Source organism: Pseudoalteromonas aurantia 208 (assembly GCF_014858725.1).
Lineage (GTDB): Bacteria > Pseudomonadota > Gammaproteobacteria > Enterobacterales > Alteromonadaceae > Pseudoalteromonas > Pseudoalteromonas aurantia.
Genome location: NZ_AQGV01000012.1, coordinates 1,385,453 through 1,399,790 on the forward strand (window position 1 = coordinate 1,385,453; position 14,338 = coordinate 1,399,790).

The 14,338-nt window shown below is 42.0% G+C and carries 9 protein-coding genes; 8 read left to right on the top strand and 1 reads right to left on the bottom strand.

Translation table 11 applies throughout. The features are described 5' to 3' along the window. Positions 1-236: 236 nt before the first annotated feature. The gene (locus tag PAUR_RS09830; protein WP_192507583.1) at positions 237-2,081 is read left to right on the top strand and encodes an ABC transporter ATP-binding protein; all 1,845 of its coding nucleotides are present in this window, start codon (positions 237-239) and stop codon (positions 2,079-2,081) included. Here PAUR_RS09830 and PAUR_RS09835 read toward each other — a convergent pair. Continuing rightward, positions 2,065-2,667 (bottom strand): TetR/AcrR family transcriptional regulator, encoded by a 603-nt coding sequence (locus PAUR_RS09835; RefSeq protein ID WP_192507584.1) that lies wholly within the window; start codon positions 2,665-2,667, stop codon positions 2,065-2,067. The two genes, PAUR_RS09830 and PAUR_RS09835, sit on opposite strands and share 17 nt — an antisense overlap. 284 nt (positions 2,668-2,951) lie before the next feature. Between PAUR_RS09835 and PAUR_RS09840 the strand changes: the two genes are divergently transcribed. The 7 genes from PAUR_RS09840 (at position 2,952) to PAUR_RS09870 (ending at position 14,325) form a co-directional block, all read left to right on the top strand. After that, entirely contained in the window at positions 2,952-4,124 is a 1,173-nt protein-coding gene (locus tag PAUR_RS09840; RefSeq protein ID WP_192507585.1) for an efflux RND transporter periplasmic adaptor subunit, read from the top strand. A gap of 4 nt (positions 4,125-4,128) precedes the next feature. Beyond that, complete coding sequence (locus PAUR_RS09845) at positions 4,129-7,302, top strand: efflux RND transporter permease subunit (protein WP_192507586.1); 3,174 nt, start codon at positions 4,129-4,131, stop codon at positions 7,300-7,302. A gap of 92 nt (positions 7,303-7,394) precedes the next feature. Further along, a complete protein-coding gene (locus PAUR_RS09850) occupies positions 7,395-7,991 on the top strand; it encodes a PilZ domain-containing protein (RefSeq protein WP_192507587.1) in 597 nt (198 codons plus the stop codon). Between the two features lie 54 nt (positions 7,992-8,045). Then, positions 8,046-9,089, top strand: coding sequence for an agmatine deiminase family protein (locus PAUR_RS09855; RefSeq protein WP_192507588.1), 1,044 nt, complete (start codon positions 8,046-8,048; stop codon positions 9,087-9,089). Between the two features lie 3 nt (positions 9,090-9,092). Then, the gene (locus tag PAUR_RS09860; RefSeq protein ID WP_192507589.1) at positions 9,093-9,983 is read left to right on the top strand and encodes a carbon-nitrogen hydrolase; all 891 of its coding nucleotides are present in this window, start codon (positions 9,093-9,095) and stop codon (positions 9,981-9,983) included. A 31-nt stretch (positions 9,984-10,014) separates the two neighbouring features. Further along, positions 10,015-13,488, top strand: a complete 3,474-nt coding sequence (mfd, locus tag PAUR_RS09865) for a transcription-repair coupling factor (RefSeq protein WP_192507590.1) — start codon at positions 10,015-10,017, stop codon at positions 13,486-13,488. Further along, positions 13,489-14,325: a CsiV family protein gene (locus PAUR_RS09870; RefSeq protein ID WP_192507591.1), complete on the top strand. Its 837-nt coding sequence runs from the start codon at positions 13,489-13,491 to the stop codon at positions 14,323-14,325. The last annotated feature ends 13 nt before the right edge of the window (positions 14,326-14,338 follow it).

Below are 14,338 nucleotides of genomic sequence, written 5' to 3' on the forward strand. Positions count from 1 at the left end.
TACTGTGTATTTTTAAAACCGGCTACCTAGCCGGTTTTTTCATGCATTTTTTTCGCTTTCCTGTTGGCTCTTTAAGTTATACATGCCACTTGCTTCAAACTACGCAAAGGAATCAACGATTTAACTTTCACTCTTTCCTCCTCTTTTATTGCTAAGCCAGATTAAACATTACTACCTACTGGATATTTAAACAGTCTAAGTTACAATACCTACCTTAGTCATAAAGGATAATTGCAATGTACAAGCTTTTTGAGCGTTTCACTGACCCATTTCCTCAATCCAAAGTAGCTCAGCCCCCAAAGTCACTTTTTTCATTTTGTCGTTTTTATACCAAGGGTATGGAGTGGCCGCTAGGTATTATGTCGTTGAGTGCAGCTTTGTTAGCAATACTCGAAGTAGCTTTGTTCGGCTTTATGGGGGACTTAGTGGACTGGCTATCACATTACACACCAGATACGCTCTTTATTGAAAAAAAATCAGAGCTCGTTTTCATGGCCATAGTCACGGTTATTGCCTTACCTCTCATTACTTTTTTTCACTCAGCAATTATCCATCAAAGCTTGTTGGGTAACTACCCTATGTCTATTCGCTGGCAAGCTCACCGATATTTGTTACAGCAAAGCATGGCTTTTTATCAAGATGAATTCGCTGGTCGAATTTCAACGAAAGTAATGCAGACTGCCCTAGCCGTGAGGGAAACTGTAATGAAGTTACTTGATGTTCTGGTTTATATTCTTGTTTATTTCACCGCGATGCTCACCCTTGTAGCGAGTTCTGATCCCCGACTGATGGTTCCTTTAGTACTGTGGTTATTTTTGTATATTGCGGTTCAGTTGTACTTTATTCCTAGATTGAAGAATATTTCAACTGAGCAAGCCAACGCGCGTTCAGAAATGACAGGTCGTATCGTCGACAGCTATACTAATATTTCTACTGTTAAGTTGTTTTCTTATACACAACGGGAAGAACAGTATGCAAAAGAAAGTATGGAAGTATTTATTGAACCAGTATACAAACAAATGCGACTTGTAACTAGTTTGAATGTCTGTGTTCAAACTGTTAACTATCTATTGGTATTTACCGTTGCCGCCGTCGCAGTCTATTTATGGTCATATAGTGCAATAACCGCAGGCGCCATTGCGATTACAATTGGTTTAGCATTGCGGTTAAATGGGATGGCTCAATGGATAATGTGGGAAATAAGTGGTTTATTTGAAAACATTGGCACCGTAACCGACGGAATATCCAGCCTTTCTCAAGAGCTCGATGTCACAGATAAACCAGACGCACCTCAATTGGAATATCAAACTGGAAAAATAACCTTCAAAAATATCCAGTTCGCCTATAAACGTAAAGATAAATCCAAAGAACATAGTGTTATAAATAACCTCAACTTAACAATTCAACCCGGTGAGAAAATTGGCGTAGTTGGCCGCTCAGGGGCCGGAAAGTCAACACTTGTCAATTTACTGCTGAGGTTTTATGACCTAAATAATGGCGCAATAACGATAGACGACCAAAATATTTCAGATGTGAAACAAGAGAGTTTACGCCAGCTTATTGCAATGGTTACGCAAGATACGTCTTTATTGCACCGCAGCATCGCAGATAATATCTTGTATGGTAAACCGACAGCAAGCGAAGAAGAATTACTCACCGCCACAAAAAAAGCACAGGCGTTTGACTTTATAAAAGATTTAGAAGATAGCCACGGTAACACAGGCTTTAATGCACAAGTTGGTGAACGCGGGATCAAGTTATCTGGGGGGCAGCGTCAGCGTATCGCCATCGCAAGAGTGTTACTAAAGAATGCGCCAATCCTTATTTTAGACGAGGCTACGTCTGCCCTTGATTCAGAGGTTGAGTCTGCAATTCAAGATAGTTTAGATGACTTAATGACCAATAAAACGGTTATCGCTATCGCCCACCGATTATCAACTATTGCACAAATGGATCGCCTCATTGTGATGGAACAAGGAGAAATTATTGAACAAGGGTCGCACGAGGTACTATTAAAACAAAATGGTGTTTACGCCAAATTATGGGCTCATCAAACTGGGGGCTTTATTGGGTTGGAGTGACCCCATAACAAAAGATCCGGCATGCTTGGTCAACTAATTCATCAAGCGCTGCTTCATTAAGTGGCGCTTTCCAACTAATTGTTTGCTCCCAGTAGCTCAGCTTCTTAAGTCCTCCCCAAAAAAAACCTGCCGCAAATTCTGGATTAAATTCACCTAAACACTGGGTATCTGCCGCATCTTGAAACCATTGCAACATTGATTTCTCACAATTTAAAAAGCGCCCTTTCAAACTTTCAGCGCGCTCTTTTGAGCGCATAGATTCAATCATGACGATTCTCGACAAAGTAAGGTAATCTTCATCATTCAATAGCGCTAGAGCACTAATTGCCAAATGTTTTAGCTGTGATTCAAATTGGTAGTTCGGAATAAATTGAATCGCAGTCAGTGGTGTGATCCGCTCAATTAATTGCGAAACTACGGTGTCAAACAACGCGTCCTTAGTCGGGAAGTGTTTATATAAGGTTCGCTTTGAAACTTTTGCTTCGCTACTAATCGCTTCCATTGTCGTTGCTGATAAACCAAATTGGGCAAATTGCGCAATTGCCGCTTTTAAAATATCTTGCTGTTTGATGGAATAATCCGGCATAAGTTACAAATATAAATGATTGGTGGGCCACATTTTAATAAAAAATAGCACAAATAAATAGTATACGATACCGTTTACCTTATATGGCAAAAAGTATACACTTGTGTTTACTTGCATAAAAGTCACCCTAATTTCTTTACATTATGTCGTATTGGGTATGAAATGAACTATGCAAGGTAGTCTATTTGAGTTGTCAATCGCCCTGACCCACTATATTGCCAACTCGTGATAACACTTATGTCTATAAATTTACTTATAAACATAAAATAGGATTTGGAGTGTTTATGTATCCCCCACTTAACAGTCGTTTAAAAAAAATTTCCGTGTTAATAGCATCTTTTACACTATTAACCGCATGCCAAGATATGCCTGAAGCGCAATCATCAGGCGGTATGCCTCCTGCCCAGGTAAGTGTAGAGCCTGTATCAAGGACATCGGTACCAATCATAATTAAATTGCCTGCAACCCTCGCTGGTAACAAAGAGGTTGAGATCCGTGCTCGCGTGTCGGGTATCGTTGAGTCTCGTAATTTCGAAGAAGGACAGAAAGTATCCGCGGGTCAGTCCCTATTTACCTTAGACTTAGAGCCCTTTACATTGGAAGTAGAGAAAGCTCAAGCTGAAGTCAATGTGGCGGTTGCAACCGTAAAACAAGCAAAACGAGAACGCGACCGATTACAAAAGCTCAAAAATGAGCGTTCAGTATCAAAACGAGATTTCGATAATGCAGCATCAAACTATGATATCGCAGTAGCGAACCTCGCTTCCTCCAAGGTTGCTTTGAATGAATCAAAGTTAGACTTGGATTACGCGCACGTAAAGGCGCCTGTTTCAGGCATGATCGGCCGTGAGTTAGTCTCTGAAGGAAGCTATGTATCAGGCCCTGAACTGTTGTTAACCGAGTTGACCGAAACTGACACTATGCGTGTACGATTTGGCTTTTCTGAGCGCGAACAACTTCAAATGCGTAAAGATGTTGAAAATGGCAACTTAAGCTTACCCAAAAATAATGAATTCGATACAAAATTGATTCTTCAGGACGGGTCCACTCACGAGAGTATGGGCAAAGTAAACTTTAGTGATGTTCGCGTTAACCGGTATACCGGAACAAGTGAGCTCCAAGCCAAAGTTGAAAACTCCACGGGTCAACTACGACCAGGGCAATTTGTTCGTGTAGAGCTTATTGGCGCCGTTCGAAACAATGCAGTACTTTTGCCACAACGAGCCGTACTTGATAATGGCACAGGTAAGTTTGTTTATGTCGCCACGAAAAATGAACAAGGGACTATGGTCGCACTACCAGCACCTGTTGAGGTGGGTGAATGGGTACATTTAGACGATAAAAACTATTGGATAATTCGAAGCGGATTAACCGATGGTCAGCCTGTCATCACAGAAGGGTTCGCGCGTATCTTCTTTCCTGGAATGCCTATTGCTATAGCTGATAAAGGAGAGTAACACGATGTTCTCTCGCTATTTTATAGACCGACCAATCTTTGCTTTTGTGATCTCTATTGTCATTGTATTAGCTGGGCTTGCTGCAATGCGGAGTTTGCCCGTAGCACAGTACCCTGAAATCGCCCCTCCTGTTGTGCAAGTGACTGCAGTGTACCCAGGCGCTTCTGCTGATGTATTAGAGCAAACGGTTGCAGCTCCAATAGAAAATGCCATCACCGGTGTTGAAGGTATGATGTACATGAGTTCGACTAGCACAAGCTCAGGAGCAACCACAATTGCTGTTACATTTGAAATCGGCACTGACGTTGACCAAGCTGCGGTAGACGTAAACAACAGAGTGAAACAGGTTGAGGCTCGACTACCAGAAGAAACCCGACGCCAAGGTGTTCAGGTAACGAAAGGTTCATCTAGCTTTTTACAAGTTCATGCGTTTTATTCACCTGATAATACTCGAACCAGTTTATGGACTTCTAACTATGTCACCATGAATATTCTTGATCGTATTAAACGGATCCCAGGCACCACCAGCGTGCAAATTTTTGGCGCCAAAGATTATGCGATGCGCGTATGGTTAAGACCCGATATTATGAGTCAGCTAGCTGTTACCGTTGAAGAAGTTGCATCCGCTATCCGAGAGCAAAACTCACAATATGCAGCTGGCAAGATAGGCGCAACCCCAACCTCAGTACATGCTCAAGAACTTGTCTATAGTGTGACGGCACAAGGCAGACTTTCAACACCAGAAGAGTTTGACGACATCATCATTCGTGCTAACCCGGATGGATCAAATCTACGACTAAAAGACATTGCCCGTGTTGAGTTAGGCTCTAAAGATTACGACTTTGCCGGAACAATCAACGGAAAAGAAGCGGTGTTACTTGGGATATTTCTACAACCTGGCGCTAACGCATTAGATGTTGCAGCTCAGGTAAACAGTACAATTGAAGAGTTAAAAACACAATTCCCCATTGGGCTAGCTCATGTTACGTCATACGACACAACACGTTTTGTAGAAGTGTCTATTCGCGAAGTGATTATCACCTTAATGGAAGCCATGGTTTTGGTATTCTTAGTGGTCTATTTATTCTTGCAAAACTGGCGAGCAACACTGATTCCAACATTAGCCGTGCCAGTATCTTTACTAGGTACATTTGCAGGCATGTATATGCTTGGTTACTCAATAAACACCCTCACATTATTCGGTATGGTGTTATCTATTGGTATTGTTGTCGATGATGCGATAGTGGTACTTGAAAATGTTGAACGTATTATGCACGAACAAAAAGCCTCCGCACGTGATGCTGCAATACAGGCTATGAAAGAAGTCAGTGGCCCCGTAATCGCGATTGTACTTGTGTTATGTTCTGTATTCGTGCCCATTGCGTTTTTGGGCGGTTTAACGGGAGAATTGTTCCGTCAGTTTGCCATTACAATTTCAATCGCGGTTAGCTTATCTGGTGTGGTCGCGTTAACAATGACCCCCGCTTTATGTGTGCTTATTTTAAAACAAGAACACAAACAAACTGCGCGATTTTTCTTGTGGTTTAATGCGTGGTTTACCCGTATTACTGGTAAATACGTTGGTGCTGTGAGCTTTATGGTCCGTCGCGGGTTACTTGGGTTAATTTTAGTTGCCGCAATGATCGCTTCAACCGCAACCCTTTGGAAAAGTACACCCGGTTCTCTAGTGCCTGATGAAGATCAAGGTTACTATGTATCTGCTATTTTCCTGCCTGATGGTTCTTCACTTGAGCGTACAGCTAAAGTTGTCGAAGAAGTTATTGCTGCAGTTCAATCTAACCCTGCCAACGAAAATGTTGTCGCCTTTACTGGATTTGACTTCATCGGCGGCGGTTATAAAAACAGCGCTGCGACCCTATTCGTCACTCAAAAACACTGGGACGAACGAGAAATTGACACAAAGTCACTTGTTGGTGAGCTTTATATGAAAACAGCGCATATTAACGAAGCGTTAGTACTCGCATTTAACCCTCCGCCAATATTCGGACTAGGCAGTACCGGTGGGTTTGAAGTGTATCTACAAAATAAAGGTGCTGGCGGCCATGAGAAGCTTAAGCAGAATATGCAACTGGTAATGGCTGAAGCACAAAAAAGCCCTGTGTTAGCAAGTTTGCAAACCCTGTGGCGACCTAATGCGCCTCAGCTCAAAGTACATATGGACCGAGAACAAGCCCGTGCTATGGGTGTTAACATCAATAGTGCATTCACCGCTTTGGGAGCTAACTTAGGAACGTACTATGTAAACGACTTCAATAAATTTGGTCGCGCTTGGCAAGTACTGCTTTCAGCCGAAGCTGAGTTTAGGATGACTCCTGAAGATGTAGGTCGTATATATGTGAAAAACAATCAAGGTGATATGGTTCCGATTTCCGCGTTTACACGTATTGAGTACAGCCGAGGACCTGAGAACCTAGAACGATATAACAACTTATCTGCAGTAAAGCTACTGGGTGAAGCCGCCCCGGGATACAGTTCAGGCCAAGCTATAGCTGAAATGGAACGTATAGCCAAAACAGTACTCCCACCTGATATGACTTACGACTGGACAGGTTCGGCCTATCAAGAAAAGCAAAGCTCTGGCACTACAGGTTTAGCGCTGGGTCTTGCTGTTATAATGGTATTTCTAATATTAGCAGCGTTGTATGAACGTTGGTCTTTGCCCTTATCGGTATTACTTGCATTACCATTTGGTACATTTGGTGCGTTGATCTCTGTATGGATAGCGGGTTTAACCAATGATGTATACTTTCAAATTGGCCTCGTTACGTTACTTGGCTTGGCCAGTAAAAATGCTATTTTGATTGTTGAATATGCGCTTATGAAATATCAACAGGGTTGGAGTGCCAGTGCTGCTGCGCTTGAAGCTGCAAGGCTACGCTTTAGACCTATTATTATGACATCATTGGCATTTATACTTGGGGTGGTACCACTCGTATTGAGCTCCGGTGCTGGCGCGGGTGCCCGACACAGTGTTGGTACCGGTGTTATGGGTGGCATGATTGCAGCCACATTCTTAGCTATTTTCTTTGTCCCATTATTTTTCTTTTGGTTAACAAACAGAAAGTTAACTGAGAAAAGAAGCAAACAGGAACTTGCTGAAGAAATCGCCCAGCAACATAAAAAGGAACAAGTTGACACCGAAGAAGGGCTCGCATAACCGAAACACGTTAATAAAACGCCAACTACAAAGTTGGCGTTTTTACTTATAAGCCGTTAAGATTAAATAAAAAGTCAGTAACAGATTAATATATGAGCAGTAGCCTACAAAATACTTTTGATGAATACTTTCAAGTAGAAGACAGTAATCAGGTTAACTTATTTGTTGTCCAAAATAGCGATGTGCCACAAACACAGGCAGAATTAGAAAAGAACATCCCCGCACTATTTAAACTCGCCAATGAAATCAATGAACTAGATAATAACGCATTAAGACCTTTACGGAATTTGGGAGATGTGGCAACGGAGCTTGCATCATTTTTACAAGCCCAGTCTCGAAAAATCGATCTGATAATGAGCCATATACTGGCAACAGAGCAACCTGACGAAGATAATGTATATTGTGATAGTTATGGTGGTGGTGGATTGAAAGTAACCTTAGCGGAGAAGATATCTATAGGGACTCAATTACGAACAAAACTGTTTTTAAATCAAGAAGCTAGCGCTATTTACTGCTACACACAGGTTATTGCTGTAGAACGGCTCTCTAGTGAAAAGCAGCAACACACGTTAGGCTTTACCCAAATTCGTGATGCTGACCAAGAGTTAGTGGTTCGCGCAAGTTTACATGCCCAGACCCGACAACTAAAAAAGCGTCAATTAGCACAGAATAAAGAACAAAATAGCTGACACCAAACATGGGAATGATAAACTAGTAGCTTAGTAATTTATTTGTGTAACATCATGAGCTTTAGACTTTTACCTGAATGGGCACCACAAGATGCAATTATGTTGACGTGGCCTCATAAAAACACTGACTGGGTTAATATATTATCAGATGTAGAACCGGTCTATGTCACTTTATGTCAAGAGATTTCCCAAGTTCAGAAAATACTGATCGTGGCCCACACACTGGCGCTAAAACAACATATCACGACGCTACTGAATAATGCGTCAATCGACTTAGATAACATTGTTTTTGTTATCGCTCCCTGCAATGATACTTGGGCTCGTGATCATGGCCCCATTACTGTGGCCAATAAACAAGGAAAATTAAAGGTAAAAGATTTTACCTTTAATGGCTGGGGGAACAAGTATGAAGCGCAGCTAGACAACAAGCTCAATACTGCGATTGCGACACAAGCTATGAGTGAACACATCCAGTTTGATAGCATCAATTTCGTACTAGAAGGTGGTGGTATTGAAATAAATGAACATGGCACCTTACTGACAACCTCTGCTTGCTTATTAAACCCAAATAGAAACCCTGAACTTAGCAAAGAGCAAGTTGAATATACACTGTCACAAGAATTAGGCGCAGAGGCCTTCTTATGGGTTGAACATGGATATTTATCAGGTGATGATACGGATAGCCATATCGATACGTTAGTACGATTTGCGCCAAATAATACGATAGTATACGTAACATGTGATGATATTAATGATGAGCATTATATTGAATTGGCGAACATGCAGCGTCAATTGGCATCATTTACAACCCCTGCCGGTAGTAAATATAATATAGTACCCTTGCCATGGCCAAAAGCGATATATAATGATGAGAAAGAACGCTTGCCGGCAACCTACGCCAATTACCTCATTCTTAATAATACCGTTTTGGTACCTATTTATGGCGATGACAATGATAGTTTAGCAATCTCTCAAATCCAATCAGCTTATCCCCAGCATGCAGTTATAGGCATTGATTGTTTACCCATTATTCATCAATTTGGTAGCTTGCACTGCATTACAATGCAATTACCGCGTGGCTTTTTACAACAGGAATAGACTATGAGTACTCACGCCTTAAACGTCGGCATTGTACAACACAGCAACAGTGATGACCTTGCACAAAACATATTAATAACTGAACAGGGGATCAGAGATGCTGCAAAACAAGGGGCAAAACTGGTTATATTACAAGAATTACATCGCAGCTTATATTTTTGCCAAACAGAAAATACAGACTTATTTGACCTAGCAGAAACGATCCCAGGTCCGAGCACGCTTTATTTCGGTAAACTAGCACAAGAGCTCAACATAGTGATTGTCACTTCTCTATTCGAAAAAAGAGCAACGGGTCTGTATCATAACACCGCGGTTGTTATTGAAAGTGATGGCTCTATTGCGGGTAAATATCGCAAAATGCATATTCCTGATGATCCCGGTTTTTATGAAAAGTTCTATTTTACACCTGGCGATATGGGTTTCACACCAATTGATACATCCGTCGGTAAATTAGGTGTGCTAATATGTTGGGATCAATGGTTTCCTGAAGGCGCTAGGTTAATGGCCATGGCCGGTGCAGAGTTACTAATTTATCCAACCGCGATTGGTTGGGATCCTCGAGATGATAAAGACGAACAAATTCGACAGCGTGACGCTTGGATAATTTCACAACGCGCCCACGCTATTGCCAATGGTATTCCTGTGATCAGTGTAAACCGAGTTGGCCATGAACATGACCCAAGTGGGCAAAGTGATGGAATAACGTTTTGGGGTAACTCTTTTGTGGCAGGCCCCCAAGGCGAAATGTTACTGCACGCCAGCGAAGATAAAGAACAAGTATCGGTTGTTAAAGTTGATCAGGCGCAAAGTGAATCCGTTAGACGCATTTGGCCGTATTTACGCGATAGACGAATTGATCACTATCAAGACCTTTGCAAGATTTATCGTGACTAAAACAATTAGAAAAACAGATTAGGAGTACTCAATGGCGTCTGCGCATTGGAGCGAATTACCTTGGATTAAAAACTCAAAGGATAAAATACACTGGGGTCAACTAAGTGGCAGCGGTTTAACTATCGCATTAAGCGAAGGAATAAGAAACAACCCAGAGTTGGTTGTTATCGTAACCCCAGATACTCCCTCAGCCTTGCGCCTTGAAACTGAGTTAGACTATTTGTTACCCGATTTACCCGTGATGGTTTTTCCTGACTGGGAAACTCTTCCTTATGATCACTTTTCACCACATCAAGATATAATATCACAACGATTAGCCACACTTAACGCCCTGAAAAAGCAGAAGCAAAGCGTGCTCATTGTGCCTGTAGCCACTTTAATGTTACGTACTGCCCCACCGGCATTCATTTATGGCAATGCACTCCAATTTAAGGTCGGTGATACGGTAGATGCACAACAACTTAAAAATGCGTTAACAGAAACTGGTTATCGGCATGTTCAGCAGGTAATGGAGCATGGCGAGTTCGCGGTAAGGGGCTCGATAGTGGATCTTTTTCCTATGGGGAGCCCTACTCCGTTTAGGTTTGATTTCTTTGATGACGATATAGACAGCATACGTCTTTTCGATATAGAGACCCAACGCTCTAGCGATAAAGTAGAAAACATTGATTTACTGCCAGCGCACGAGTTTCCAACCAACGATGAAGATATCGAACGGTTTCGAGTGGAATACCGGAATGCATTTGGTGCAAGTGCCGAGCAAGACTCTATTTATATGCAAGTGACTAAAGGTAACTGGCCATCAGGCATTGAATATTATTTGCCTCTTTTTTACGATCAGTTAGCAACTATCTTTGATTATTTACCAGAGAACGCCACTATTGTTCATTTAGGTGATATTGAACATGCTGCTGATGAGTTTTGGCTTGATGTGTATAAACGTTATGAAAACCGCAAAGTGGATCCACTCAGGCCTTTGCTTGAACCAGCGATGTTGTATCAACCTGTAGAAGAGCTGTTTAAAAACTTTAACAGCCATCCTAGGATCCGTCTAAGCGAAGCAAAACTTGGTACAAAAGCAGGTCATACTAACCTCAGCGCAAAACCGATTAAAGATGTGCGTATTGACCACAAACAGACGGATCCATACGCACAGTTATTGAAGTTTGTTACTGCTCAGAAAAAACAAAAGTCACGTATTGTGTTCAGCGTTGAAACCGATGGCCGACGTGAATCATTACTCACGCTACTAAAACCGACGGGGTTAAAACTTAAAGAGTTTGATAATTTTCAAAAATTCTTATCTGCAAAAAGTGATGTTGGGCTAGTTGTAAGTCCATTAGAGCAAAGTGTCTACCTATCTGGAGAGCCCAGCTTAAGCATCATTACAGAACAAGAGTTGTTAGGCGTTAAAGTCTCACAACGTCGCCGTCGTAAGCATAAGTACGAGCAAGGCCAAGATTCCCTTATTCGTAATTTAGCAGAATTAAAAGAAGGTCAACCCATCGTTCACCTCGATCACGGTGTAGGCCGTTATCTCGGTTTGCAAACCATTGATGCAGCCGGTGTCGCGACAGAATTTGTGACCATTATTTATGCGAATGAAGCAAAACTCTATGTACCTGTTTCAGCGCTGCATATGCTTAGTCGATATTCCGGTGGAGAAGAAGCAAGCGCCCCACTTCATAAATTAGGCTCTGATGTCTGGGAAAAAGCCAAACGTCGAGCGGCCGAGAAAGTCCGAGATGTTGCAGCAGAGTTGCTCGATATATACGCTAAACGACAAAGTAAACCTGGTTTTTCGTTCAAAATTGATGGTGCTGCATATCGGGAATTTAGTGACAGTTTTCCTTTTGAAGAAACCGATGACCAACGCAATGCCATTGAAGCTGTTTTGGCTGACATGCAGTCTAATCTCGCGATGGATAGATTAGTGTGTGGTGATGTCGGCTTTGGAAAAACGGAAGTCGCCATGCGCGGTGCTTTTGCGGCAGTCAATGACAATAAACAAGTGGCTGTTTTAGTCCCCACTACCCTGCTCGCCCAACAGCATTTTGAGAATTTTAAAGACCGATTTGCTGACCTGCCAATAGAGGTTGGGGTTTTGTCTCGTTTCAACAGCACCAAAGATCAAAAGTCTACATTAACAAAGCTTAAAGACGGCACCATTGATATCGTTATTGGAACGCATAAACTTATACAAGAGAGTATTAAGTTTAATGACTTAGGCTTATTGGTTGTTGATGAGGAACATCGTTTTGGTGTTAGGCAAAAAGAAAAAATTAAGCAGTTGCGTGCCGATGTTGATATTTTAACACTCACAGCCACGCCTATTCCACGGACACTTAATATGGCAATGAGTGGAATGCGCGACTTATCAATTATTGCCACCCCACCAGCGAAACGTTTAGCTGTTAAAACATTTGTTAAAGAACGCAATGATGAGTTGATCCGAGAAGCAATTTTGCGTGAGATTAAACGCGGGGGACAAGTCTACTTCTTGCACAACAATGTTGAAACCATCGACAAAACAGCTTCGGATATTGCAGCCTTAGTACCTGAAGCAAGTATTGCCATTGCACATGGACAAATGCGCGAACGAGAGCTTGAGCAGCTTATGGGAGATTTTTATCACCAAAAGCATAACGTACTCGTCTGTACCACCATTATTGAAACAGGTATTGATATTCCTTCGGCAAATACCATTATCATGGATCGTGCCGACAAGCTTGGACTTGCGCAATTACACCAGTTACGCGGCCGTGTTGGGCGTAGTCATCATCAAGCCTATGCGTACTTATTGACGCGAAATACCCAAACATTGACTAAAGATGCTGTTAAACGTTTACAGGCAATCGAGTCTCTTGAAGTTTTGGGGGCCGGTTTTGCGCTTGCCACACATGACTTAGAGATCCGTGGCGCAGGTGAGTTATTAGGTGACGACCAAAGTGGTCAAATTCAATCCGTTGGCTTCACACTTTATATGGAAATGCTGGAACAAGCGGTACAAGCATTAAAAGATGGCAAAGAGCCAACACTTGAAAATTTACTGCAAAAACAGTCTGACGTTGATTTAAAAGTCCCAGCGTTACTGCCGGATGATTATATTCCAGATGTGAACATTCGTTTGAGTATGTACAAACGTATTGCAAGTGCAAAAGACTTAGGCGAGTTAGATGAACTGCAAGTCGAACTCATTGACCGATTCAGTTTGTTACCTGATGCCGCTAAAAACCTATTCGCAATACAGGCTCTCAAGCTCAAAGCAAGTAATTTAGGGATCAGTAAGGTCGAGGCAAACATCAAAGGCGGGTACTTTGAATTTAGTACCTCGACAAAGGTTAACCCAACGTTCATTATAGGTTTGATACAAAGCAATCCCTCTATTTATAAAATGGAAGGTGCAAGTAAGTTACGTTTTGCAATCGAAGAAAAGAATGGGCAAGAAAGAATGAAGTTAATCAATGCAATGATGGATGATTTTGACAAAAAGGCGCTGGCATAAATGCACTTAGTAAAAACAATGATCATATTGTTGGCTGCCACAAGTGCTTTCGATGTTCATGCAGTACGATGGTTTGAAATCGAAATGATAGCATTTGAACAAAAAGCATCTCCTCTCTTGCGAGAAGATTTCAGTTTAGAGCATGCTGAGATCAAAGGTAACCGCAAGCGAGATTTACTCACTGATGGCTACAATGCGCAAGGACAGCAACACTGCTTAAGCGGCGATAGCTTTTTTGACCCTCGGCCACTGAGTGTAAAGTTAACCAGCAAGAATGCGTCATGGCTTTGTACTGACAGCGCCGATTACATGTCTAAATATGATATTTTGCCACTAACGCCTTTCGCACCGGCCCAAGAGCATATGGATAATATTTATCTACTGGCTAAAGAGCAGCTACAATTTGACAATACGGTAAGTAAGCTCAAGCGCAAAGGTTTAAAACCAATCTTGCATACTGGCTGGCGTTTTCCAGAGCAAAGTAAACGACGCGCACCTTTTATCAAGGTGTTTGCAGGCAAGCGTTTTCCGGTGCCCGTTAGCTACCATATTGCCGACACTGTCACTGAGCAAGGTTATGTGAGCTTATTACCCAAAAAACCACACGCTATGCCCTCTGAACACGCTGACAACTGGCAAATTGAAGGCCTAGTAAAAATACATGTGCGACACTACCTATACGTAACAACCGATTTAGATATACGTTACGAAATAGAAACTGGCGACACACAAATTGCACGTATGTCTCAGTACACACGGGTTTATAGTGGTGATATGCATTATCTGGATCACCCAAAACTTGGCATAATATTTCAAATTAGAAAATACCAACACTAATAACGGGGAAAAA